20 protein-coding genes are annotated in these 23276 nt (G+C 73.8%); 11 read left to right on the top strand and 9 right to left on the bottom strand.

Features of this window, described 5'->3' with window-relative positions; all coding sequences use genetic code 11:
* Positions 1–65 precede the first annotated feature (65 nt).
* From AB0G32_RS34430 to AB0G32_RS34420, 3 genes are all read left to right on the top strand, one after another.
* On the top strand, positions 66–1184 hold the full coding sequence (locus tag AB0G32_RS34430) for a galactosyldiacylglycerol synthase (protein ID WP_361172674.1): 1119 nt from the start codon (positions 66–68) through the stop codon (positions 1182–1184).
* A gap of 71 nt (positions 1185–1255) precedes the next feature.
* Positions 1256–1660 (top strand): DUF2267 domain-containing protein, encoded by a 405-nt coding sequence (locus AB0G32_RS34425; RefSeq protein WP_361172658.1) that lies wholly within the window; start codon positions 1256–1258, stop codon positions 1658–1660.
* Positions 1657–2148 (top strand): DUF1360 domain-containing protein, encoded by a 492-nt coding sequence (locus AB0G32_RS34420; RefSeq protein WP_361172655.1) that lies wholly within the window; start codon positions 1657–1659, stop codon positions 2146–2148. The genes AB0G32_RS34425 and AB0G32_RS34420 overlap by 4 nt, the downstream gene beginning before the upstream one ends.
* A 12-nt stretch (positions 2149–2160) precedes the next feature.
* Here AB0G32_RS34420 and AB0G32_RS34415 read toward each other — a convergent pair whose 3' ends face one another.
* Positions 2161–2550 carry a DUF5997 family protein gene (locus AB0G32_RS34415; protein ID WP_361172652.1) on the bottom strand — a complete coding sequence of 130 codons (390 nt, stop codon included), beginning with the start codon at positions 2548–2550 and terminating at the stop codon, positions 2161–2163.
* A gap of 256 nt (positions 2551–2806) precedes the next feature.
* Here AB0G32_RS34415 and AB0G32_RS34410 point away from each other — a divergent pair, with 256 nt between their 5' ends.
* Positions 2807–3556 (top strand): LysR substrate-binding domain-containing protein, encoded by a 750-nt coding sequence (locus tag AB0G32_RS34410; protein ID WP_361172649.1) that lies wholly within the window; start codon positions 2807–2809, stop codon positions 3554–3556.
* 20 nt (positions 3557–3576) lie between these two features.
* On the opposite strand, the gene AB0G32_RS34405 is transcribed toward AB0G32_RS34410, so the two are convergent.
* Together AB0G32_RS34405 and AB0G32_RS34400 are read right to left on the bottom strand one after the other, a co-directional pair.
* Positions 3577–4317, bottom strand: a complete 741-nt coding sequence (locus AB0G32_RS34405; RefSeq protein WP_361172646.1) for a DUF4142 domain-containing protein — start codon at positions 4315–4317, stop codon at positions 3577–3579.
* A 96-nt stretch (positions 4318–4413) separates the two neighbouring features.
* A complete protein-coding gene (locus AB0G32_RS34400) occupies positions 4414–4893 on the bottom strand; it encodes an Lrp/AsnC family transcriptional regulator (protein ID WP_361172643.1) in 480 nt (159 codons plus the stop codon).
* Positions 4894–5184: 291 nt separating this feature from the next.
* On the opposite strand from AB0G32_RS34400, the gene AB0G32_RS34395 reads away from it, so the two are divergent.
* Together AB0G32_RS34395 and AB0G32_RS34390 are read left to right on the top strand one after the other, a co-directional pair.
* The gene (locus AB0G32_RS34395; protein ID WP_361172671.1) at positions 5185–6711 is read left to right on the top strand and encodes an FUSC family protein; all 1527 of its coding nucleotides are present in this window, start codon (positions 5185–5187) and stop codon (positions 6709–6711) included.
* A 123-nt stretch (positions 6712–6834) separates the two neighbouring features.
* A complete protein-coding gene (locus AB0G32_RS34390; RefSeq protein ID WP_361172640.1) occupies positions 6835–7869 on the top strand; it encodes a lactonase family protein in 1035 nt (344 codons plus the stop codon).
* A 108-nt stretch (positions 7870–7977) separates the two neighbouring features.
* Here AB0G32_RS34390 and AB0G32_RS34385 read toward each other — a convergent pair whose 3' ends face one another.
* Positions 7978–8901, bottom strand: a complete 924-nt coding sequence (locus tag AB0G32_RS34385; RefSeq protein WP_361172637.1) for a hypothetical protein — start codon at positions 8899–8901, stop codon at positions 7978–7980.
* 137 nt (positions 8902–9038) lie between these two features.
* Positions 9039–10094 carry a BadF/BadG/BcrA/BcrD ATPase family protein gene (locus AB0G32_RS34380; RefSeq protein WP_361172634.1) on the bottom strand — a complete coding sequence of 352 codons (1056 nt, stop codon included), beginning with the start codon at positions 10092–10094 and terminating at the stop codon, positions 9039–9041.
* 55 nt (positions 10095–10149) lie between these two features.
* Here AB0G32_RS34380 and AB0G32_RS34375 point away from each other — a divergent pair, with 55 nt between their 5' ends.
* A complete protein-coding gene (locus AB0G32_RS34375) occupies positions 10150–10827 on the top strand; it encodes a uracil-DNA glycosylase (protein ID WP_361172631.1) in 678 nt (225 codons plus the stop codon).
* 6 nt (positions 10828–10833) lie between these two features.
* On the opposite strand, the gene AB0G32_RS34370 is transcribed toward AB0G32_RS34375, so the two are convergent.
* Positions 10834–11310, bottom strand: a complete 477-nt coding sequence (locus AB0G32_RS34370; protein ID WP_361172668.1) for a MarR family transcriptional regulator — start codon at positions 11308–11310, stop codon at positions 10834–10836.
* Positions 11311–11413: 103 nt separating this feature from the next.
* Here AB0G32_RS34370 and AB0G32_RS34365 point away from each other — a divergent pair, with 103 nt between their 5' ends.
* Positions 11414–12598, top strand: a complete 1185-nt coding sequence (locus AB0G32_RS34365; RefSeq protein ID WP_361172628.1) for an FAD-dependent monooxygenase — start codon at positions 11414–11416, stop codon at positions 12596–12598.
* Positions 12599–12721: 123 nt separating this feature from the next.
* On the opposite strand, the gene AB0G32_RS34360 is transcribed toward AB0G32_RS34365, so the two are convergent.
* Together AB0G32_RS34360 and AB0G32_RS34355 are read right to left on the bottom strand one after the other, a co-directional pair.
* Positions 12722–13858, bottom strand: a complete 1137-nt coding sequence (locus AB0G32_RS34360) for a HupE/UreJ family protein (protein WP_361172625.1) — start codon at positions 13856–13858, stop codon at positions 12722–12724.
* A 98-nt stretch (positions 13859–13956) separates the two neighbouring features.
* Complete coding sequence (locus tag AB0G32_RS34355) at positions 13957–17943, bottom strand: metallophosphoesterase (protein ID WP_361172622.1); 3987 nt, start codon at positions 17941–17943, stop codon at positions 13957–13959.
* A 249-nt stretch (positions 17944–18192) separates the two neighbouring features.
* Between AB0G32_RS34355 and AB0G32_RS34350 the strand changes: the two genes are divergently transcribed.
* Positions 18193–21210, top strand: coding sequence for a family 16 glycoside hydrolase (locus AB0G32_RS34350; protein ID WP_361172619.1), 3018 nt, complete (start codon positions 18193–18195; stop codon positions 21208–21210).
* A gap of 35 nt (positions 21211–21245) precedes the next feature.
* On the opposite strand, the gene AB0G32_RS34345 is transcribed toward AB0G32_RS34350, so the two are convergent.
* Entirely contained in the window at positions 21246–21761 is a 516-nt protein-coding gene (locus tag AB0G32_RS34345) for a cupin domain-containing protein (protein ID WP_361172616.1), read from the bottom strand.
* Positions 21762–21863: 102 nt separating this feature from the next.
* On the opposite strand from AB0G32_RS34345, the gene AB0G32_RS34340 reads away from it, so the two are divergent.
* Both AB0G32_RS34340 and AB0G32_RS34335 read left to right on the top strand, forming a co-directional pair.
* Positions 21864–22580 (top strand): TetR/AcrR family transcriptional regulator, encoded by a 717-nt coding sequence (locus AB0G32_RS34340; RefSeq protein ID WP_361172613.1) that lies wholly within the window; start codon positions 21864–21866, stop codon positions 22578–22580.
* A 23-nt stretch (positions 22581–22603) separates the two neighbouring features.
* Positions 22604–23269, top strand: a complete 666-nt coding sequence (locus AB0G32_RS34335) for a TetR/AcrR family transcriptional regulator (protein ID WP_361172610.1) — start codon at positions 22604–22606, stop codon at positions 23267–23269.
* Positions 23270–23276 lie beyond the last annotated feature (7 nt).

Raw genomic sequence — 23276 nt, 5'->3', positions numbered from 1 at the left:
CGCCCCGCCGGCCGGCCCCCGCGCCCCCGCCGCCCGCCGGACGGCTGCTGGTGCTCAGCGCCGCGATGGGCGCCGGCCACGACACGGTCGCCGCCGAACTGGTGCGCCGCGCCCGCGCCCGCGGCGGCGACGCCGTGGTCGTCGATGTGCTCACCCTGCTGCCGTACGGCCTCGGTGCCGGGCTGCGGCACTTCTACCGCGGCTCGGTACGGCACTTCCCCTGGGCCTACGCCGCCCTGTACCGGCTGTTCCTGCGTCCCGGCCCCGGCCGCCGCCCCAGCGGCACCCCGCTGGCCCGGCTGGCCGGCGACCGGCTGAGCGAACTCGCCGAGCGGACCGCGGCCGACGTCGTGGTCCCCGTCTTCCACCTGGGCGCCCAGTTGACCGGCCATCTCCGGGCCCGGGGCCGCTTGGCCGTACCCAGCGCCGTGCTGGTGATCGACTTCGTGCCGCACCGGCAGTGGCTGCACCCGGGCAACGACCACTACCTGTGTCTCACCGACGCGTCCGCCCGCGCGGCCCACCGGAGCACCGGGGTGCCCGCCCGGGCCTGCGGTCCCGTCGTGGACCCGGCGTTCCGGGCCGACGCCCCGCCGGGCGACGACTGGCGGCGGCTGTTCGCCCGGCACGGCCCCGGCCGCACCCCGGTGGTGCTGGCCTCCGGCGCCTGGGGCGTCGCCTCGCACCTGGACACCACCGCCCGGCTGCTGGCCGGGCACGGCTTCCTGCCGGTGGTGCTGTGCGGTACCGACGAGCGGCTGCGCCGCCGGCTGTCCGGCGTCCCGGGCACCCTCGCCCTCGGCTGGGTGACGGACATGCCCGGTCTGCTGCGTACGGCCCGCGCCCTGGTCGACAACGCGGCCGGCCAGACCGCCGTACAGGCGCTCGCGGCCGGACTGCCGGTCGTCGGCCACCGGCCGATCCCCGGCCACGGCGCCGACGGCGTCCGCGCCATGGCCGCGCTGGGCGTCTCGGAGGCCGCCGCGGACGACGCGGAGCTGCTGGCGGCGCTGCGCCGGCTCACCCCCGACGGCCCCGCCCGCCGGACCCGCGCCGCCGCCGGACAGGCCCTCTTCAGAGCCGATCCCGTCGACCTGGCACTCGGCCTGGCATTCGACCCGGCACTCGGCCTGGCGTTCGATTCGGCCCCCGGTCCGGCCCGGGCGGCGCGCCGGCGCGGATGAGTGCCGCGGCGCCGGTTACTCCGTCCGGGGGGCGGGCACCCGTGCGGAAGATCGAGCCGAGGAGGCACGTCGTGAGGGTGGACGAGTTCTTGACCCAGGTCCGCGACCGCGGGGAGTACCACAGCCAGGAGGAGGCCGAACAGGTCACCGAAGCGGTCCTCTGGGTCCTCGCCTCCCGGATCGTGCCCGAGGAGGCGGGTGAGCTGGCCGCGCAGCTGCCCGCCCCGCTGGACGAACCGCTGCGCCTGGAACGGGGACGCCCCGAGTCGTTCGACCGGGCGGAGTTCCTGCGGCGGGTGGCGCAGCAGACCGGCGCGCGCCCGCGCACCGCGGAGTGGGATTCCAGCGCCGTCCTGTCCACGGTGGCCGACACGGTGTCCGCGGGCCAGGTGGGCCAGCTCCTGGACCAACTGCCGCCGGACTGGGCGGACCTGTTCGGCAGCACCGGCGAGACGGCCACAAGGAGGCACGGATGACGGACGGCGAGCGGGTCTACGGCGACGAGGAGGGCACGCCCCTCGGCGGGTACGCGGTTCTCGCGGCCACCTTCGCGACCGGCGTGGGCGTGTTCGCGTGGACGGCGCACCGGCGCGGGGTGCGGCTGCCCGACGGGGTGCCGCCCTGGGACCTGGCGCTGCTGGGCACGGCCACCTTCAAGGCGTCCCGCCTGCTCACCAAGGACAAGGTGACCAGCTTCCTGAGGGCGCCCTTCACCCGGCGTGAGGCCGACAGCCACGGCTCCGAGGTCAACGACGCGCCGCGCGGCGCCGGGCTGCGCCGTGCCGTCGGCGACCTCGTCTCCTGCCCGTTCTGCACCTCCGCCTGGGTGGCCGGCGGGCTGGTCGCCTCGTACGCCTGGACGCCCCGGGCCGCCCGCCTGGTGTGCGCGGGCCTCAGTGCCGTCGCGCTGTCCGACTGGCTGCAGTACGCGTGGAGCCGTACGGAGCAGAAGGCGGCGGGCTGAGCCGCCCCCGGATCAGGACCGCTCGGCGCGCTCGGCGTGCAGCTTCTTCACCCGGGCCTCCTCCTTGCGGACCTCGGCCTGCACGGCGCGCTCCCGCTGGAGCCACTCGGGGTCCTGCTGCTTGAGCGCCTCGATCTGCTCGGTGGTGAGCGCCTCGTCGACCCCGCCGCGGCGCAGTCCGGCGATGGAGACGCCCAGCTTGGCGGCGACCACCGGCCGCGGGTGCGGGCCGTCGCGCCGCAGGTCGCGCAGCCACTGCGGCGGATCGGCCTGGAGCGCGTTCAGCTCGGCGCGGGAGACGGTGCCCTCCTGGAACTCGGTGGGCGTGGCGTCGAGGTACACACCCAGCTTCTTCGCCGCGGTGGCGGGCTTCAACGTCTGGGTGTTCTGGTGCTCGGTCATGGCGTCCAGGGTATCGATCAGCCGACCGACCGCCGACCACACCGTGAACGGTAGGCCGGGACGGTACCTCGGGCGGGGCGGGGCTGGGCGCGGCTCCGCCCGCGTCCACGGACCCGGCCCGCGCGCCGGCCGGCCGGCCCGCCCGAGGCGAACCGGGGGCGGGCCGCTCCCGCTCCGTGGCCCGCTCCCGCACACACCCCCGCGCCCGTGAGCTGCTACGTCCCCCGCCTGGTGACCCGGCCGGTAACCTGACCCGGTGACAGCCTCGCCAGCCCCCGCCCCGTTCCGCCTCGCCTACGTCCCCGGGGTGATGCCCGGCAAGTGGGTGCGCATCTGGGGCGAGCGGCGGCCGGACGTTCCGCTGTCCCTGGCCCAGCTGGGCGCCGCCGAGGCGGCCGGCGCGCTGCTGGCCGGCGACGCCGACGCGGGCCTGGTGCGGCTGCCCGTGGACCGCGACGTCCTCAGCGCCATCCCGCTCTACACCGAGACGACGGTCGTGGTGGTGCCCAAGGACCACCTGGTCACGGCCGCCGACGAGGTGACCGCGGCCGATCTCGCCGACGAGATCGTGTTCCACCCCCTGGACGACGTGCTGGCCTGGGAGACGCTGCCGGGCCGGCCCGCCCTGGACCGCCCCGCCACCACGGCCGACGCCGTCGAACTGGTGGCGGCCGGGGTGGGCGTGCTCGTCGTGCCGCTGTCGCTGGCCCGCCTGCACCACCGCAAGGACCTCACGCACCGCCCGGTCACCGACGCCCCGCAGTCCGCGGTGGCGCTGTCCTGGCCCCAGGACGCGCACACGGACCTGGTGGAGGACTTCATCGGCATCGTCCGCGGCCGGACCGTGAACAGCACCCGGGGCCGCGCGCAGGCCGCGCCGCAGCCGCGCAAGCCCGACCCGAAGAAGAAGACCGAGCGCGGCGGCGGCCACCGCACCTCCGGCGCGGGAAAGCAGGCCGGGGCGAAGAGCGGCGCCCGGCGCGGCAAGCCCCGCCGCCGTTCCTAGGCCGGCCTTCCGGCAGCGGCTCAGCCGGCACTGGCACTCGGCGTCGGTGAGGTGGTGTTCACCTCCAGTCCCGGCGGCTCGGTGAGCGACACCACCGGTTCCCCCGGCTGCGGGGCCGGCGGCGTCACCTGGGCCGCGGGCAGTTGCGGCGGGGCGGTCTGCTGGAGGTTGGCCTGGTCGAAGTTGACCAGCCCGGTCTTCTCCAGGACGGTGATGTGGTCCAGGACGGTGTCGTTGGCCTGGTCGGCCAGCTGACGCACGAGACTGTTCTCGGTGTTGGCGCGGATCTTGGCGATGGCCGGGAAGATCTGCCCGTGGGTCACCCGCATGATGTTGACCGCCGTGGTGTCGAACTGCTTGCCCGTCGTGCCCTCCACGGTCGCCACGAACTGCTGCTGCTGCGGCGAGGCCCGATTCGGCAGCACGATGCCCAGCTCCGGCGCGATCTTGCGGCAGGTGGCGTCGAGCCGGGCGTGGCCCACCACCAGATGCTCGCCGGCCTCCCGCATCTCCGGTGTCGTCCCCCGCTCCATGGCCAGCAGCCCCAACGGGTGCTCCCACAGCCCCGCGGCCCGCACCTTGACCACGAAGTCCCGGTCCGCCTCGGTCAGCGGACCGTACCGGGTGTCGGCGATGACACGGTCCGGGCCACCGGTGGTGTTCCGCACCCCGAGCATGGTCGGGTAGGCGAGCGCGGTGAGGGTGAGGAGCAGGGCACCGATCACGAAGGCGGTGCCCGCGGTGGCGCGCGTGACGCGCATCGTTCCTCCTGGGTCGGGCGGGCTCGGACACCAGGAGATACGCACGCGCGCCGCGAATCAGTCACCGTCCCGGGCAAAACCTCGCCCGGCCGGGCGTCACTGCCCCCGGCGGGCCCGGCCGACCGACTCCACCAGCGGCAGCAGCCGGTGCGGGACGCGTTCGCGCAGCGCCACCTCGGAGCGGGTGCGGACCACGCCGGGGAGGCTGATCAGCTTCTGGACGACGTCCTCCAGATGGGCGTTGTCCCGGGCCACCACCCGGGTCAGCAGGTCCCCGCCGCCGGTGATCGAGAACGCCTCGACGATCTCGGGGACCTGCGCGAGCGCGTCCCCCACCTCGTCCAGGTGGCCCTGCGTCACCTCGATGTGCACGAAGGCCAGCACCGGATGCCCGAGCGCGGCGGGGGAGAGGACCGGGCCGGTCCCGGTGATCACGCCGTCCCGCTCCAGCCGGTCCAGCCGCGCCTGCACCGTGCCCCGGGCGACGCCGAGCAGGCGGGCGTACTCGCGGACGCTGGTGCGCGGCTGTTCCAGCAGCAGCCGCAGGATGCGGGTGTCCAGCTCGTCCACGGCCATGACGTCCTCCGCTCGCCCGTTGCCGGTCCGCTGGGCCGATGGCCGGCCCCTGGACATCGTAATGCCCTCCGCACTGGACCATTGGCCCAGTGAATGAGTGAACACTTGAGCCAGCGGCGCACAGGATGCTGCTATAGACGGGTCGATGGCGCTGCGGAGGACCCCGCGGCGCTTTTTTGGTGTCCGCGCGGGCGTTTCGGTGTCCGCGCGAGCGTTCTGGTGTCCGCGCGAGCGTTTCCGGCGTCTGCGCGAGCGGTGATCCGAAGGGGGAGGCGAGTGCTGCTGAAGGGCATGAAGAGGATGTTCGTCGCGCCGGACCCGGGGCGGGTGCGGCTGCGCTTCGCGGCCCGGGCCGTGCTCGGCATCGGCGCGGCCGTCGCGCTGTGCGGGCTCGCCGGCCAACCGCTGGCCGGCGCGGTCGCGGGCGGGCTCGCCGCGCTGCTCGCGCTGTTCACCGTCACCGACGCCACCGTGCGCGGCCAGGCGGTCAGCACCGCGCTGCTGCCGGTCGCCGGCCTGCCGGTGCTCGCCGTCGCGGCCGTCCTGCACGACCAGCCGGTCGCCCGGGACCTCGCCTTCCTCGCCGTCACCGGCGTGGGCGTGTACGCCCGGCGCTGGGGCCCGCGCGGCCACAGCCTCGGCGTCTTCGCCTTCATGACCTATTTCGTGGCCCAGTTCCTGCACACCACCCCGGACCGGCTGCCCGGCCTGTACGCCGCGGTCCTGCTGTCCGTGGCCACCGCGGGGGCGGTCCGCTTCGGGCTGTGGTGCTACGAGCGCCACCTCCCGGCGCCCGTGGTGCCCGCCCCGCCCGGCGGCCGGGGGCTCGCCCGCGTCACCACCCGCCAGGCCGTCCAGGCGACGGCCGGCGCGGGCTTCGCGCTGGTCGCCGGGCACCTGGTGTCCGGCGACCGCTGGTACTGGGCGGTGGGCGCCACCTGGTGGGTCTTCGTCAACACCAGCTCGCGCGGCGAGACCCTGGTGCGCGGCTTCCGCCGGGTGGCCGGCACGGTGCTCGGCGTCGGCCTCGGCCTGCTGGTCGCCGTCCCGGTGGCCGGGGCGGCCCTGCCCAGCGCCGTCCTCGCCGTCGCCTGCGTCTTCGGCGTCTTCTACTCGGCCGCCGTGTCGTACACCTGGATGATGCTCTGCGTCACCCTTCTCGCCGAGCTGCTCTACGGGCTGCTCGGCGTGCTCACCCCCGCCCTGCTCGCCCTGCGCCTGGCCGAGACCGCCGTGGGAGCGCTCGGCGCGGCGCTCGCGGTGCTCCTCGTGCTGCCGGTCACCACCCACGCCGTCACCGACGGCTGGATCCAGCGGGCGCTGCGCTGCGTGCACGGCTGCACCTCCGAAGCGGCCGCCCGGATCGCGGGCGACCCGGGCGCCGACCCGACGCCGCGGGTGGCCGAACTGGAGCGGCTGCTCGGCCGGGTCCGGCTGTCGGTGGCCCCGCTGACGCACCCGCTGAACCCGCTGCGCGCCCGCAAGCGGCGCGCCCGCCGGGTACTCGCGCTGCTCGACGACTGCGCCCGCGAGATCCACGGCCTGGTGGCCGTCGCCGCCGACCCGGAGGCCTCGCACGACGCCCGGCTGCCCGCCGCGTGCGGCCGGGTGGCGGCCGCTGTCGAGGCGCTCACCGGCGGCGGCGCCGTCCCGGCGCGGACGGGGCGGACGGAGCGGGCGGGGCGGACGGAGCGTACGGGGCGGGCGGGCGCGGTGGAGCCGGTCCTGGTCCATCTGCACGGCCTGGAGCACGCGCTGGCCGAACTCGCCGGGCCGCTGCGCGGTCCGGTACCGCTCGGCCTGGACCGGGCGGCCTGACCGACTGCCGCAACCCTCCTGGTCCACCTTGGTCCACTTGGTCTGGACCGGAGGCGCCCGCTGCTACCGTCGCCCGAAGGACGGCAGGGTCGGCAGGGTCGGCAGGGACGAGAGGGGACAGCGGTGGCAGAGGGCACGGGCCGGCAGCGGCGGGCGTACATCGGGTCGTTCACGGCGGCCGGCGGCCCCGGCATCGTCACCGCGGCCGTCGATCCGGACAACGGCGCGCTGACCGCCCTGGGTGCCGTGAACGCCCTGCCCGACCCCTCCTACCTGGCGCTGTCGCCCGCCGGGGACACGCTGTACGCCGTCAGCGAGACCGCCGACGGCGCGGTGGCCGCCTACCGGGTGACCCCGGACGGACCCGTACCGGCCGGGCCGCGGGTGTCCGTCGACGGCAGCGGACCCACCCACCTCAGCCTGTACCGCGGACATGTGCTGACCGCCAACTACGGCTCCGGCAGCGTCACCGCCGTCCCCGTCCGGCCGGACGGCACCCTCGCCCGCGCCGCCTCCGGCGTGCTCCGGCACACCGGTTCCGGCCCGCAGGCGCCGCGCCAGCAGGGCCCGCACGCCCACCAGATCCAGCCCGACCCCAGCGGCCGCTGGGCGGTCAGCGTGGACCTCGGCACCGACTCGGTACGTGTGTGCACCCTCCGGGACGGGACTCCCGCCGTGCACCGGGAGTCCGCCCTGCGTCCTGGCTCCGGGCCCCGGCATCTCGCCTTCCACCCGGACGGCGCCCGCGCCTACGTGGTCAACGAACTCGCGCCGACCGTCACCGTCTGCCGCTGGGACGCCGAGGGGGGAACGCTGCGCCCGCTCACCGAGGTCCCGGTACTGCCCGGCGCCCCGGCCGGCGACGTCCACCCGTCCGGCGTGGTGGTCTCCTCCGACGGCCGGTTCGTGTGGACCGCGACCCGCGGCGCGGACCTCCTGACGGTGTTCGCCGTCGAGGGCGAGACGCTGCGCCCGGCCGGCACGGTGCCCTCCGGGGGTCACTGGCCGCGGGCGCTCGCCGAGGCCGACGGCTTCCTCTACGCGGCCAACGAGCGCTCCGGGAACGTGACCTGGTTCGCGGTGGACGAAGCCACCGGCCTGCCCCGCCGGGCCGGCGCGATCCCGGTCCCGGCGGCCTCCTGCGTGGTCTTCGGGTAGCCGCCGATACGGGCACGGGCACGGGCGCGGGTACGACGAAGGCCCGCTCGCCGGTCCGGCCGAACCGGCGAGCGGGCCCTCACCTGTCAACGGGCCGTCATCGGGCCGTCAGCGAACCGGCGTCCCCTGCGGCTGCGGCGGCGTGATCCCCAGCGCCGTCGTGTACTTGGCCAGCGCCAGCTTGCCGATGGCCGGGTACGGGCCGAGCGGCTCGGCCACCGAGCAGCCGGCCTCCCGGGCCGCCGCCGCCAGCAGCGTCGCCTCGATCTCCGGACCGATCAGGTAGGGCGCCAGCGCCAGCTGCTGGGAGCCGGAGCCCCGCAGCTGCTCGGCCACGGACGCGATCGAGCCCTCCTGGTCCAGCGCCGCCGCCATCACCGGCACGGCGAGCCGCGCGGCGAGCAGCATGCCGGTGATCCCGGCCGCCTGCACGGCCTCGTCGCCGCCCACCGACGCCAGCACGATGCCGTCCGCCGCGGTCGCCACGGTGAACAGCCGGGCCCGGTCGGCGCGGGCCAGCCCGGCCTCCGAGAGCCGCACGTGCAGTGCCTCGGCCAGCAGCGGGTGCGGACCCAGTACGTCCGTCAGCTCGGCCGCCACCCGGCTGTCCATCACGGCCTGCCGGACCCGGCGCAGCAGCGCGCTGTCCGGCCCGGCGAGCAGCGGTACGACGACGGCGACCGGACCGTCGGGCTCCTTGACCTCGACCCCGGCGGCGACCGCCTGCTCGTAACGGGCGGTGCGCTCGTCGGCCGCGTGGGCCAGCACGGCGGCCAGCGACGGGAACTCCTCCTGGTCCCCGTCCAGGTACCCGATCCGGGCGTCCAGGCCGGGCAGCTCGGAGCGGGCGATGCTCACGACCTCCTCGGCCAGGCTCCGCGTGGCACGGCTCGGCGTGCCCGGCACGGCGAGGACGAGCGCGGGCGCGCCCTCGGGAGCCACCAGCGGCTCGGGTCGGCGGTGGCGCCCCGGCTGGCGGGGGCGCGGCATTCGTACTGGCAGGCCGGACGCGGGCCCAGTGGGGGAGCTCATGGCGCCGCATGTTACTGGCTTCCTGGGTCCCCCTGTTCGGGGAGGGGCCAGGTGAGCGGTATCCGTCCGGTTTTGTCTGAAGAGTGATGTACGGATCGGACGACATCGGCACGTTTCCCCTCCCCGGAAGACCGGACTCAGCCACCCCCGGAAGTGGTCACCCACAGCATTCCCGGGGCGGCCGGCAGGGCCGGCGAACCGTCCGCCAGGCCGGTCGCGATCCGCACCGCGCCGTCCAGCGGATCGCCCTCGGCCGGCACCCGCCGCACCCCGGGCAGCCGGCGCGCCAACTCCTCCTCCAGCGGCCCGGTGAGGGCGTCGCCGAGCCGCAGCAGCCCGCCGGTGACGGCGACCCGGGCGCCCGGGTCGTCCGGCACGACCGCGGCGGCGGAGTCGGCGAGATGCCGGGCGGCGGCCCGCAGAATGCCCACGGCCACCGGGTCACCACCCGTACCGCTGTTCGTGCCGCCGTCCGCAGCGCCATCCGCAGCGCCATCCGCAGCGCCGCCCGCAGCGCTGTCCGTATCGCCCGCCGCGCACGAGGCGACGTCCGGCGCGAAGGAGGCGAGGACGGCGGCCCGGTCGGTACGCGGGTACAGGGCGCCGGGCAGGCCCGGCACCGGCCCGAAGCGCTTCGTCGCGCGGGCCAGCAGTGGCGCGGAGCCGCCGGCCCGCCCGTCGTACGCCCGCAGCGCGGCCTCCAGCCCCGCCCGCCCGATCCACGCGCCGCTCCCGCAGTCCCCGAGCAGATGCCCCCAGCCGTCCGCGCGGCGCCAGTGGAGCAGATCCGTGCCGACGGCGATCACGCCCGTCCCCGCGGCGACCACCGCACCGGGCCGGCGGCCGAGTGCCCCGGCGTAGGCGGTGACGGCGTCGGCGGCCAGTGCCACCGTCCGCACCCCCAGCTCCCGGGCCAGGGCGCCGGGCAGTTCGGCCCGCAGGGCGTCCCCGAGGGTGGCGAGCCCCGCCGCCCCGACCGCGGCGACGGTGATCCGGTCCACCCCGGCCGCGGCGGCCGCCGCCCGTGCCAGCGGCCCCAGTTGGGCCATCAGATGCCCGGGATCGAGGCCCCGCGCGCCGGTCCGCACCGGCTCCCGGGAGATGCGCAGCACCGGCGCGCCGCCGCCGCGCGCCCCGACGGCGACCCGCAGCCCCGAGCCGCCGGAGTCCACCGCGAGATGTCCGTCCGTCACGGCGGTGAAGGTTACCGTCGAAAACGCCCCGCGTAGGCCAGTAGAGTGACTGTCCGTGGCACCACGACCCCTCCATGAACTTGTCGAGCCCGGCTGGGCGAAGGCCCTGGAACCGGTGGCCGAACGCGTCGCCGCGATGGGCGGCTTCCTCCGGTCCGAACTCGCGGCCGGCCGCACCTATCTGCCGGCCGGTCCGAACGTCCTGCGCGCGTTCCAGCAGCCCTTCGACGACGTACGCGTGCTGATCGTCGGCCAGGACCCCTACCCCACCCCCGGGATGGCCATCGGCCTGAGCTTCGCGGTGGCCCCCGAGGTGCGCCGGCTGCCCGGCAGCCTGCTCAACATCTTCCAGGAGCTGGGGAGCGACCTGGGCCTGCCCCAGCCGTCCAACGGCGACCTCACCCCGTGGACCCGGCAGGGCGTGCTGCTGCTGAACCGGGCGCTGACGACCCGGCCGAACAGCCCCGGCTCGCACCGCGACAAGGGCTGGGAGGAGGTCACCGAACAGGCGATCCGCGCCCTCGCCGAGCGCGGCCGGCCGCTGGTCTCGATCCTGTGGGGGCGCGACGCCCGCAACCTGCGCCCGCACCTGGACCGCTACCCGGTGATCGAGTCCGCGCACCCGTCCCCGCGCTCCGCCGACCGCGGCTTCTTCGGCTCCCGCCCGTTCAGCCGGGCCAACGACTTCCTCGCCCGGCAGGAAGCGGCGCCGGTGGACTGGCGGCTGCCGTAGGGACGTTCACCCCTCGTCGGCGTCCAGCGCGGTCAGCCGCTCGGAGACGTCGGTGACCAGCCGCCGCAGCAGCCGCCCGAGGTCGGTCCGGTCCTGCTCCGGCCAGTGCGCGATCGCCTCGGTGAACCAGCCCATCAGCGTCGTGGTGTAGCGGTCGGTGGCCGCCGCGCCCTCCTCGGTGGGCTCGATGAGACTGGCCCGCCGGTCGTGCGGATCGGCGATCCGCCGCACCAGGCCGCGCCGCTCCAGCTCCTGCACCTGCCGGGTGACATGCGGCCCGACCACCTGCATGCGCTCGGCGATCTCCCCGATCCGCAGCGGCCGGTCGGCCAGGTGCACGGAGAGCAGGACCGTCATCGCCGGCCGGTCCAGGGCGAGCCCCGCGCTGTCCATGGCGCGCTCGGTCAGCCGCCCGCGATTGATCGCGTTGCTCAGCTGGGCCAGGTGCGGGAGGACCTCCCGTACGTCGTCCATGCCCTCCATGCTCCCACTCACTTGCATACCTAACTCAGGTATCTATATAGTCCCGAAAGAAGGATAACTAAGGTACGCATCTTTCCGATGCGACGCACGCGAAGGGTATGTCATGACCCGCTCCGTTCTCGTCTCAGGTGCCAGCATCGCGGGCCCCGCCCTGGCCTACTGGCTCGACCGCCACGGCTTCGACGTCACCGTCGTGGAGAAGGCGCCCGCCGTCCGCGGCGGCGGCTACGCCATCGACATCCGCGGCACCGCGCTCGGCGTCGTCGAGCGGATGGGCCTGCTGCCCGAACTGCGCCGGGCGCACGTGGACACCCGCCGGATCACCTTCCTCGACACCGAGGGAGCGCCGATCGCCGCGCTGGAGACCGACGTCGTCGTCGGGTCCGACGCGCGGCACGACCTGGAAGTACGCCGCGGCGACCTGGCCGCGGGCCTGTACCGGCTCACCCGCGACCCGGTGGAGTACCTCTTCGACGACTCCATCGCCACCCTCGACGACCGGGGCGACCATGTCGACGTCACCTTCCGCGGCGGCGCCCGGCGCCGGTTCGACCTGGTGATCGGCGCCGACGGACTGCACTCGCACACCCGCGGCCTGGTCTTCGGTCCGGAACAGCCCTTCCATCGCTACCTCGGCCGCGCCTTCGCCGGCTTCACCCTGCCCAACGACTTCGCTCTGGAGCGCGAGGCGGTCGTCTGGAACGTCCCCGACCGGGGCGCCGCGCTGTACGCCTACGAACCGGGCGAGCGGATCCACGGCTTCCTCTTCTTCGGGCGGGCCGAGCCCCCGTTCGACGCGTTCCGCGACCCGCGGGCGCAGCGCGACCTGGTCGCCGCCACCTTCCCGGACCGGCGGTGGGAGATCCCCCGGCTGGTGGCCGCCCTGCGCGAGGCGGACGACCTGTTCTTCGACATAGTCAGCCAGATCCACCTGCCCACCTGGTCCAAGGGCCGGGTCGCGCTGGCCGGCGACGCGGCGCACGCCCCGTCCTTCCTGTCCGGCCAGGGCTCCAGCCTCTCCCTGGTGGGCGCCTACGTGCTGGCCGGGGAACTGGCCACGCACGCCGACCACACCGCGGCGTTCAGCGCCTACGAGAAGACCCTGCGCGAGTTCGTCACCCTGAACCAGGCCCTCGCCGGCACCGGCGGCACCGTGGTCACCCCGCGCACCCAGCAGGAGCTGGACGCCCGCGACCGCGCCCTGCGCGACCGGACCGCCCTGCCCTCGGAGGAACGGGGCCGCGCCGCCTACAACGCGCTGGTCCTGCCGGACTACGACCGCACTTGACGGTCCGTCATACAGCTCGCTCAACGCGTTGGTCCTACCGAAGTGCGAGCTGACCTGATGCATCGTCAGTCGGATCGCCCAAGGCACGAGTCCCGCCGAAGTGCGAGCAGCGCTGCCACACCGTCAGGCGGCCTGCGTCACCCGGTCCCACACCCAGTAGCAGCTGACCAGCACGATCGGTGCGGTCAGTGCGGGCAGCGCCCAGCGGTGCGCGGGGACCCGGCGCAGCAGCGCCAGCAGCGGGAAGACCACCGCGATGATGCCCAGTTGCACCACCTCGATGCCGACGTTGAAGCTGAGCAGGGACAGCAGCAGCTCCCAGGACCAGCTCTCGTCGATGCCGAGGGAACCGGCGAACCCGAGCCCGTGCACCAGGCCGAAGACGAAGACGGTGGGCAGCCGCCAGCGGGCGTTGCGGTCGCGGTCGCGCAGCAGGACGTTGGCGAGGGCGACGACCGCGATGGACGCGGCGATCACCGGTTCCACCAGGCCCGCCGGCACGTCGACCACCCCGCACGCGGCCAGCAGGAAGGTGACGCTGTGCGCGGCGGTGAAGGTGGACGCGGTGAGCACGATGTCGCGCAGCGAGCGGGCGCCGAGCAGCAGGGACAGCAGGAAGAGGATGTGGTCCAGGCCGAACAGCAGGTGTTCGGTGCCCAGCACGAAGAAGTCCCCCACCTGGTGGGTCGTGGCGGCCGGGTCCGCGCCGGTCAGGGCGACGGCGGCCGCGGCGGGGGTGAGGACCTGGGAGCCGCGCCGGCCGCCGACGTCGTAGTGCACGATCGTCCTGGTGCTGTGGACGAAACTCTCCGCGTCCGGGAACAGCGCGCTGGTGACGGTGACCGGCTCGTCGGTGCCGGCCGGGCAGGTGTAGCCGAGGGTGACGACGGCGAAGGCGCGGCCGCCGCGGCTGCGCAGGCCCGCGTCGCCGACTGGGCGGGCGGTGCAGGCCCGCTCGCCGCGGGCGAGCCCGAAGTGGCCGGTGACATAGGCGCCGACCGCGTCGGCGTGCTTCGCCAACTGCCGCAACTGCTCGTCGCGTTCCCGGGCCTGGTACGCCTCGGCGTACAGCCAGGCCGACTTCATCAGCAGGTCGTACTCCAGGTCGAGCCTGGCCTCGGGACGGTCGGCGGTGCCGGTGATCTCCGCGTACGCGGTCGAGGTGGCGTCGTGGGCGGCGGCGGGGGTGGCGCGCGGCAGGCCGGTGAGGAGGACTGCGGCGAGCACGGTCAGCAGGAGGGCGGTGGTGGTGCGGCGCATGGCGGGCCCGGTTCCGGTGTTGGATGGTGGTGGGTGGCCCCGCCGCCCGGACCGATGCGGTCCGGGCGGCGGGGGAGCGGGGTCCGCTCCTACGGGGGTCAGTCCTGGTCTTCCAGGTGGCCGAACCAGTCGTAGTACGGCGATCCGGGGCCCCAGTGGCCCGGGCGCCCGTCGGCGTCCTTCGTCACGAAGACGCTCGGCGGCGAGGCGGTGACACCGCCGCCACTGGAGCGGGCCGTGACGAACCACGCGTGGGTGCTGCCGGGCTTCAGGTCCGCCCAGGTCACCGAGGCGACCTCGCCCGACTTCACCTTGGCCCTGCCGATCACACCGACCGGGTCGTACAGCGCGACCGAGTCGGTCCGGAAGGTCGTCTCGCGGGACTGGAGGTCGATCGGCAGCACCATGTTGTCCTCGGTGCCGTCGTACCGGTGGTCGGTGTCGTACTCGGTGGCACCGAACTCGTCGAGCAGCGGCGAGTAGGTGTCGACGGTCAGCTCGGAGCGGTCCACGTCGAACTGGAGCATCCGGAAGAAGCTCGCGCCGAACTGGAGCTGGTCGTCCGGCTGGTAGCCGCCCGCCTCGGTGAGCCCGAGCCGGTCCGCGGAGACCGTGTAGAACTGGTAGTCCGCGAGCAGCTCGACCACGTCATGGCCGACCTGGCCGACCTGCGGCTTCACATTGGTGCCCACGCCGTGCTCGTGGCCGGCCAGGATCAGGAACACGTTCGGGTTGTCCTGGACCACCGTCTTGTACAGCATCGAACCGTCGGGCGCGGAGAACGGGGCGCCGCGGCCGTCGGGGCTGGTGCTCGGCGCGAGGTAGTCGTGCGAGAGCAGGATGCCGTTGCGGTCGGAGAACCGCGCGAACACCGAGTCGGCCCACTCGGCCTCCTCGCGGGTGACGCCGTAGGACAGACCGACCACGACGAAGTCCTGGCCGCCGGCCGAGAACAGGTCGTAGTGGTTCTGGTTGTCGCCCGGCTTCCAGGGACCGCCGTAACTGGCGTGCTCCCAGCCCTTGGCGAGCGCCTGGTAGCGGTCCGGACCGTAGTACTGGTTGTAGATGGCGTCCGGGCCGTTCTCGGTGCCCGACTGGTTGTCGTGGTTGCCCGCGATCACCCCGTTGGGGATGCCCGCGTCGTCCAGGATCCGCTGCTGCTTCGAGGACAGTTCCAGCTCACCGACGACCTGCTGCTGGAGGGCCTCGGTGGTGGGCTTGCGGATGTTGTTCTCGATGATGTCGCCGGTGTGCGCGACGTACGCGATCTTCCGCTCGTCCTTGTTGGCGACGATCCAGCGGTCGACGTCCCCGTACGCCTTCTCCCACACCGCGCGCTCCGCCGCCGTCTCCTGCTCGACCGCGCCCTCGGAGAGGTACTGCGTGTCGGTGTGGTGGACGATCGAGAAGTCGTACGAGTCCGGGTCGGCGAAGGAGTCCGGGTCACCGGCGTCGATGTCGTCGGCGAACGGGTCCTCGCCGGTGACCATGACGTGCACCGTGCGCCGGTCGACGTAACGGTCGTCGGCCAGTACGGCGCTCAGGACGGTGTTGCCCTCGGCGGCGCCGCGGGCGCTGCCGACCACGTCCCACTGCCGGGTGCCGGTGTTCCACACCCGCAGCGCGGCGAGCCGCTCGGGGTCGATGACCCCCTCCCAGCGCAGCACCGGATGGTCGACGCGGCCGTTCACACCGACGTCGTACCGCTGGAAGGTGACGTCGGAGGAGGCGGGCGCGTCCAGGGTGCGTCCGTCGGCCGGGGCCAGCCCCGCGGCCTTGACCTGCTTCTCGCCCTTGACCCGCAGGGTGGTCGGCACGGCGGTGGCGGTGCCCTGGTACACCTGGTCCGGGGTGAGGATGTCGGCCTCGGCGAAGGTGGCGGTCACCTCGCCGCCGTCCGGTTCGGCCACCTTCGCGGACAGCTTGACGTTCCGTCCGGCGTCGGTGCTGCCGGACGCGGGGGTCAGCCCGGCCGGTGCGTCCGGGATGCCGGCCGAGGTGAAGGCGATCTCGCGGGTACCGGTGTTGCCGAGGCCGTCGGTGGCGGTCACCGAGAGGGTGTGCTTCCCGGCCTTCAGACCGGGGCCGATCGCGTCCCCCGCCTCGACCGCCGTGCCGTCCAGCTCGATGTCCGGGCCGTCGGTGACACCGGAGAGGTCGTCCATCTGCACGCCGAGCACGACCGAGGCGGTGAGCCGCTGTCCGGCCTTCGGGGTGCTGCCGGTGACCACGGGCGCCGAGTTGTCGGTGGCCAGCACGCGGGTGGCGGCCGGGCCGGACTTCGCGGCGGCGGCCAGCGTGTGCGTGCCGTCGGGGAGCTTCGTGGTGTCCAGGTCGGTGCGCAGGCCCCTCGCGGGGCCGGTCACGAAGAACTCCAGGTCGACCTCGGCCAGCGGGTTGACGCTGGAGCCGCAGGATCCGTCGCCGAAGCCGTACGACCCCTTCACCATCCGTCCTTCGGCGCTGCCGTCGGCCGGGGTGAGGGTGAGGTCGGAGAGCACGAAGTCGTCGCGGTTGACGCCGCAGGTGCTGTCGATGCCGCCGGTGACGACGTCGAGCGTGTTCCAGCCGGGCACCAGCCACTCGTCGGGGAAGGTGAGATCGACGTGCTGGCTGACGTAGTCGCTGTCCAGCACCACCTTCTGACCGTTGACCAGGACGTGGTTCTGGTAACGCGCCTCGATCGAGTTGCTGCCCACGGTGAACCCGAGGGTGGCGGTGCCGGAGCCGAGCGTCGGCACGACCGGCACGGCCGGGGCGTCGATCGTCCAGTGCAGCTCGGCCTCGCGCAGCGCGGTCGACGACGAGCCGCAGGTGCCGTCGCCCATCGCATAGGAGGCCGCGATGTCCTCGCCGGTGACGGTGGCGCCGTCCAGGGCCAGACCGAGACCGCCGATCTCGAAGTCGTCGCGGTTGGCGCCGCAGCTCTCCTGGTAGTCACCGGTGACCACCTTGACGGTGTTGTCACCGGGCACCAGGTACCGGGCCGGCACCGGAATGGCGACCTGCTGGCCGGCCCAGCTGCCGCCCAGGTCGATCCGCTTGCCGTTGACCAGCAGATGGTTGTCGAACTTGTCGTCGATCGAGTTGGCGCCGACGGCGAAGGAGAAGGTCGCGGCACCGTTGCCCAGCCGCGGTTTCGCGGCCGGTGCCGCGCCGTCCACGGTGAGCGAGGCGACCTCGCCGTCGCCGCCGGCCGGGAAGGTGGCGAACACCGGCTGCTCGCCCTTGACCAGGGTGCCGTCCTTCGGGAGCAGCCGGGGGGCGCCGGCCGGGGCGTTGTTGACGGTCACCTTGTTGGTGACGGTCTTGCCCGAGGTGGTGGTCGCGGTGAGCGCGTGGTCGCCGTTGGCCAGTTCCGTGGTGTCGAGGGCGCCCTTGAGCCCGGTGGTGCCGCTCGGGTCGCCGAGCACGAAGAAGCTGAGCGACGCCTCGGTGCGCAGCGAGGTGTTGGTGCCGCAGCTGCCGTCGCCGAACGAGTAGGTGTACTCGTTATCCTCACCGTCCGCGACCTCGCCGAGCAGCGTGAGCTGGATGTCGGAGAGCACGAAGTCGTCGTGGTTCGTACCGCACGAGGTCTCCACGGCACCGGCCACGAACCGGATCGTGTTCTCGCCCTCGACCAGGTGCTCGTTCGGGATCTCGATGGTGCCGCGCTCGTTGACGAGGTCTCCGAGGGCCGCCCGGTACTCGCCGTTGACCAGGACGTGGTTGCCGTACCGGGCCTCCGTCGAGTTGGACCCGACGTCGAAACTCAGCCGCGAGACCCCGACCGTCCGCTCCGCCGCGACGGCCTTCCCGTCGACGGTGAGCCCGGTGACCGAGTCGCCCGTCAGGGTCGGGGTCGCCTCGACCTGCTGGGTGCCCTCCAGGTAACTCCCGTCGGCGGGCGTGAGGGCGGGCAGCGAGGTCGCGTCCCCGGCGGCCGGGTCCCGCCGGTCCGCGGCGTGCGGATCGGCCGGGGGACCGGCGTACGCCGCCGTCACGTTCCCGCCCACGAGGACGAGCGCGGCGAGCGCGGCACCCGCCAGACGCTGTCCGGCGGACCCGCCGCTCGGCCGTCTTCGTCGTTGTGCTGGCCGCATCGGCAGCCGTCCTTCCTGTCGCTACGAGGCGTCTTGTCGTTCAGGGCGGATCATGCGCACGTCAGATGAACGCCCATGAGCCACCTGTGAACGAGCGGGGGAAGGAATGTCAGGCAACTTTGAACACATCCGTGACAAAGTGTGGACATGTCAAGCAGAAGTCTCCTACCGTGACGGCGGAACTGAAGCCACCCCGCTCACGACCGGAGCGATTTCCGGCACGGTCCGGTCCCCACCCCCGGAGGACCAATGCACCCACGCCTGTTACCCCGGCTGCGCAGACGCGCCGTACTCCTGCTGGCCACCAGTGTCCTGACCGGCGGCCTGTACGCCGTCCCGGCCGCCGGCGCCGTCACCGCCGCCCCCGCTGACCTCCCGCCCCAGGAGCCCGGTGTCACCCTGCGCGTCTTCGACACGCAGACCCCACTGAGCGAGCTGTGCACCCTCAAGCCGGGGCAGACCCCCAACCACGACCAGCTGATGCCGACCGTCGACTGGTCCACGCAGGCCGACTTCGGCGGCTTCGCGGACAACTTCGTGACGGAGACATCCGGTTACCTGAACGTTCCGGACGAGGGCAGTTACGTCCTCCGCCTCACCAGCGACGACGGCTCCCGGCTGACCGTCGACGACACCACCGTCATCGACCACGACGGACTGCACGGCGCCGAACCGAAGGACGGCACCGTCCACCTCACCGCCGGCCCGCACCCGTTCCGCATCGACCACTTCGAACGCGACGGCGGGCAGCAGCTGCGGCTGTCCTGGCGCCCGCCCGGCGCCGCCGACTTCACCGTGGTACCGGGCGAGGCGCTGAGCACCGACGCGGGCGTGGTCCGGGTCACGGCACCGGGCCGCAAGGAGTGCGAGGCCGGCCGCGACACCCCCGGCGACGGCCTGCCGCTGACCTCGGTGCGCCCCGACCTGACCCTCACCGACCTGCGCCCCGAAGGCTTCGAGCCGCAGGTCAGCGGCATGGACTGGCTGCCCGACGGGCGCCTCGCCATCAGCACCTGGGGCGGCACCGGCAACCTGGCCGGCGAGGTCTACCTGCTGGACCACGTCACCGGGGCGACCAGTGCCGAGCAGGTCACCGTGAAGAAGGTGGCGAGCGGACTGCGCGAGCCGATGGGCATCAAGTACGTGGACGGCTCGCTGTACGTCTCGCAGAAGCACGAGCTGACCCGGCTCGTCGACGCGGACGGCGACGAGGTCACCGACGACTACCGCACCGTGGCCACCTGGCCCTACGGCGGCAACTTCCACGAGTTCGCGTTCGGCCTCCTCTACCGCGACGGCTACTTCTACGTGAACCTGTCCGTGGCCATCGACCTCGGCGGTGCCACCACCGTCCCGCAGCCCGCGCCGAACCGCGGCGCCACGTACAAGGTCAGCAAGAGGACCGGGAAGACCAGCCCGGTGGCCGGCGGACTGCGCACCCCCAACGGCATCGGCTGGGGACCCGGCGGCGACCTGTTCGCCACCGACAACCAGGGCGGCTGGCTGCCGGCCTCCAAGCTCGTCCAGATCAAGCAGGACCGCTTCTTCAACCACTACACCGAGCCCGCCGGCCCCTTCGACGCCAACCCCGCGACCGAACCGGTGCTGTGGTTCCCGCAGAACGAGATAGGCAACTCGCCCTCCACCCCGCTGTACCTGAAGAAGGGCCAGTACGCGGGCCAGATGCTGATCGGTGACGTCACCTACGGCGGCCTCCAGCGCGCCTACCTGGAGCAGGTCGAGGGCCAGTACCAGGGCGCCGTCTTCCGCTACACCCAGGGCCTGGAGGCCGGCGTCAACCGGATCACCCTCGGTCCGGACGGCGCGATCTACGCGGGCGGCCTGGGCGCCGACGGCAACTGGGGCCAGGAGGGCAAGCTCAAGTTCGGCCTCCAGAAGCTGACCCCCAACGGCGGCAACACCTTCGACGTCAAAACCATGCGCGCCGTACCCGGCGGCTTCGACCTCACCTACACCCAGCCGCTCTCCGCCGGGACCGCCGCCGAACTCACCGCGCGCTACGAGGCCGAGCAGTGGCGCTACACCCCGACCGCCGACTACGGCGGCCCCAAGATCGCCGAGGAGCGGCTCGCCGTCCGCTCGGCGACCCTCTCCGGCGACGGCCGCACCGTCCGGCTGCGGCTGGACGGCCTGAAGCCGGACCGGGTGGTGCACCTGCGCTCCCCGCGCCCCTTCGCCTCGGCGTCCGGCGAGACGCTCTGGAGCACGGAAGCCTGGTACACCCTCAACGAGATGCCCGGCAAGCAGCCGCCCGCCGCCCCCCGCTACGAGGCCGAGGAGGCCACCCTCACCGGCACGGCCGGCATCCACACCGACCACACCGGCTACTCCGGCAGCGGCTTCGTCGACCGCTACGCCACCGAGGGCAGGGTCGCCACCACCTTCGACGTGACGGTCCCGAAGCAGGGCAGCTACGACGTCGGCCTGCGCTACTCCAACGGCCCCGACCCGTTTCAGGGCACCAAGTCCCTCTCCCTGTACGCGAACGGCGAGAAGCTGCGCCAGACCCGGCTCCCCTCGACGGGCGACTGGGACACCTGGTCCACCAGGACCGAGCGGCTGACCCTGCGCGCCGGACACAACACGGTCTCCTACCGCTACGACCCCGGCGACACCGGACACGTCAACCTCGACCTGATCACCGTGCACCCCGAGGGCGCCCGCGTCGCCCTCTTCGACGGCACCGCCGCCGCGCAGGCCCAGTGGCAGCACACCGACGGGCGGCCCACCGCCTGGCCGCTGGCGGCCGAGAAGTCCATGGAGGTGTGCTGCGGCGACCTGCGCACCAAGGACGCCTACCAGGACTTCGCGCTGCACGCGGAGTTCCGGGTACCGGAACTGCCCCCGGAGGTGACCGGTCAGGACCGCGGCAACAGCGGCATCTACCTCCAGGACCGCTACGAACTCCAGATCCTCGACTCCTACGGCGACACCACCCCGGCGGCCAACGAGGCCGGGGCGTTCTACGAGCAGAAGGCACCCGACGTGAACGCGGCCACCGCGCCGGGGACCTGGCAGACGTACGACATCGTCTTCCGGGCGGCCCGCTTCGACGACGACGGCGACAAGACCGCCGACGCCCGGGTGACGGTGGTGTGGAACGGCCGGACGGTCCACGACGACGTGGCCCTGGACGGCCCCACGGCCGCGGGACGGCCGGAGACCCCGGCCGCGGGGGCGATCCGGTTGCAGGATCACGGGAACACCGTGCGGTTCCGCGACATCCAGGTGCGGCCGCTGGGCTGAGCCGGGATCCGGGGGCGCGCCCGCGCCCCCGGACCTCAGCCGCGGGCCGGGTTCCCCGGCGGCAGGTCGGCCGGGGTGGACCCGGGCGGGCCGAGCAGGATGTCGCCCATCTCCTGGGCGACCGCGTTGAACAGGTCCACGTCGAGCGCGGTCTGTTCGGTGGCCACGTGCAGCGGGGTGGCGACCCGGGCGATGAGCTCGGCGAACCCGGCGGGGGAGGAGATGTTGAGGGCGCGGGCGCCCTCGGGACCGGCCGCTATGGCGTGCGGGACGTGCAGGGGGATGGCGTAGAAGTCCCCCGAGCGCAGGGTCACCGTCGCGTCCCCGGCCCACACGGTCAGCGACCCGGAGGAGACCCAGAGCCGCTCCTCGTACGCGGTGTGGGCGTGCAGCGGGGTGGCCGCGCCGGCGGGCATGAAGGAGTCCGTCACGTCGTGGCGGCCGTCGGTCTCCTCGCCCGAGGTGAGGATCGAGATCCGCAGTTCCTGACCGAGCGCGTACTGCCGGCCGGGGTGGTCCGGGTTGATGGACAGAGACGGGAAGTGGCTCACTGATCGTCCTCGGAATGCTCTAAGGGGGAGGGCTGCTGCATTGGTTAGAGGCAACCTATATCGAATAGCGTCCGCGCACCGCCGGTGCGGCAGAATGGCCCGGTGAATCCGGAAGACCCGCCCGCCGGGCCCAGGCGCCGCCCCTATCACGCGCCCCGCCGGGCCGAGTCGGCCGCGGAGACCCGCGCGGCCATCCTCGCCGCGGCCACGCGCCTCTTCCTGGCCCAGGGCTACCCGAGCGTCACCGTCGCCCAGATCGCCCGGGCGGCGGGGACCGCCGTCCCCACGGTGTACGCCAGCACCGGCGGCAAGGGCGCCATCCTGACGCTGCTCATCCAGGACGGAGTGCGGGGCTCGGCGTCCGAGGCGGCGCTGGCCGCGGTGCGCGGCACCGGCGTACCGCGCGCGGTGCTGGCCGCGGCCGCCCGCGGCACCCGCCGCGACAACGAGCGGCACCACGGCCTGGTCCGGGTCATGGTCAGCGCCGCGCACGCCGACCCGCACGCCGCCGCGGCCCTGGCCCGCGCCGACGAGGCGTACCGGACGGCCCTCGCCGCCGTGACCCGGCGCCTTCGGGAGCTGGACGCGCTGCGCCCCGGCCTCGCCGCCGAGCGGGCCACCGACATCCTGTGGTTCCACCTGGGCCACGCCTCCTGGCACCAACTGGTCGTCGAACGCGGCTGGTCCTGGGACAGCGCGGAGGACTGGCTCACGGAGCAGCTCGCGGCGGCCTTGCTGACGGAGGCGGGGACGGGGATGGGGACGGGGACGGGAGCGGGGTCCGCTCCGGCGGCGGCGTCCGACCAGGACACCCGATAAACTTCACGGTGTAAGCTGACAGGATGGAACACACCAGTTCAACGGCCGAGCCCACCGCGCCCAAGCGGACCCGCACCCGCAACCGCCGCGGCGAGGGCGGACGGCTGCGGGAAGAGATCATCACCGCGGCCGCGGAACTGCTCGACGAGACCGGCGACGAACACTCCGTCACCCTCAGGTCGGTGGCCCGGAAGGTGGGCATCGCCGCCCCCTCGATCTACCCGCACTTCCCCGACCAGCCGGCCATCATGCTGGCCGTGGTGCAGCGGGAGTTCGCCGGTCTGGAGCGCTGTCTGCGCACCGCACTGGACCAGGCCGGCCAGGACCCCCGGCGGCGGCTGCTGGCGGTGTGCGACGCCTACCTCGACTTCGCCCGCAGCCATCCCGAGCGCTACCGCACGATGTTCGGCGGCCTGTGGGTACCGGCCCTGGAGGACAGCTCCCTGACCGTGGAGGACATGGCCACGCTCGGTATGGAGTCCATGCAACTGCTGATCGACGCCCTCGGGGACTGCGTCGCCGCGGGTCTCGCCGGCAGCACCGACCTGACCGCCGACGCCACGGCGCTCTGGGTGGGCCTGCACGGACTCGCCCACCAGCGGGCCGTCAGCCCCTCCTTCCCCTGGCCCGAGGACATCGCCGAGCGCGTCATCACCTCACTCGCCCACCTGACCGAACCGAGGACCTGAGGCCGCC

The organism is Streptomyces sp. NPDC023723, from assembly GCF_040639815.1.
Lineage (GTDB): Bacteria > Actinomycetota > Actinomycetes > Streptomycetales > Streptomycetaceae > Streptomyces.
The sequence above is the reverse complement of the archived record's forward strand: the minus strand, read 5'-3'. Positions and strand labels throughout refer to the sequence as shown.

Excerpts from the sequence above, each read along its gene's own strand:
- AB0G32_RS34430 (WP_361172674.1), top strand. The coding sequence starts at position 66 with ATGGGCGCCGGCCACGACACGGTCGCCGCCGAACTGGTGCGCCGCGCC.
- AB0G32_RS34420 (WP_361172655.1), top strand. The coding sequence starts at position 1,657 with ATGACGGACGGCGAGCGGGTCTACGGCGACGAGGAGGGCACGCCCCTC.
- AB0G32_RS34415 (WP_361172652.1), bottom strand. The coding sequence starts at position 2,550 with ATGACCGAGCACCAGAACACCCAGACGTTGAAGCCCGCCACCGCGGCG.
- AB0G32_RS34405 (WP_361172646.1), bottom strand. The coding sequence starts at position 4,317 with ATGCGCGTCACGCGCGCCACCGCGGGCACCGCCTTCGTGATCGGTGCC.
- AB0G32_RS34400 (WP_361172643.1), bottom strand. The coding sequence starts at position 4,893 with ATGGCCGTGGACGAGCTGGACACCCGCATCCTGCGGCTGCTGCTGGAA.
- AB0G32_RS34395 (WP_361172671.1), top strand. The coding sequence starts at position 5,185 with ATGAAGAGGATGTTCGTCGCGCCGGACCCGGGGCGGGTGCGGCTGCGC.
- AB0G32_RS34385 (WP_361172637.1), bottom strand. The coding sequence starts at position 8,901 with ATGAGCTCCCCCACTGGGCCCGCGTCCGGCCTGCCAGTACGAATGCCG.
- AB0G32_RS34370 (WP_361172668.1), bottom strand. The coding sequence starts at position 11,310 with ATGGAGGGCATGGACGACGTACGGGAGGTCCTCCCGCACCTGGCCCAG.
- AB0G32_RS34365 (WP_361172628.1), top strand. The coding sequence starts at position 11,414 with ATGACCCGCTCCGTTCTCGTCTCAGGTGCCAGCATCGCGGGCCCCGCC.
- AB0G32_RS34360 (WP_361172625.1), bottom strand. The coding sequence starts at position 13,858 with ATGCGCCGCACCACCACCGCCCTCCTGCTGACCGTGCTCGCCGCAGTC.
- AB0G32_RS34355 (WP_361172622.1), bottom strand. The coding sequence starts at position 17,943 with ATGCGGCCAGCACAACGACGAAGACGGCCGAGCGGCGGGTCCGCCGGA.
- AB0G32_RS34350 (WP_361172619.1), top strand. The coding sequence starts at position 18,193 with ATGCACCCACGCCTGTTACCCCGGCTGCGCAGACGCGCCGTACTCCTG.
- AB0G32_RS34335 (WP_361172610.1), top strand. The coding sequence starts at position 22,604 with ATGGAACACACCAGTTCAACGGCCGAGCCCACCGCGCCCAAGCGGACC.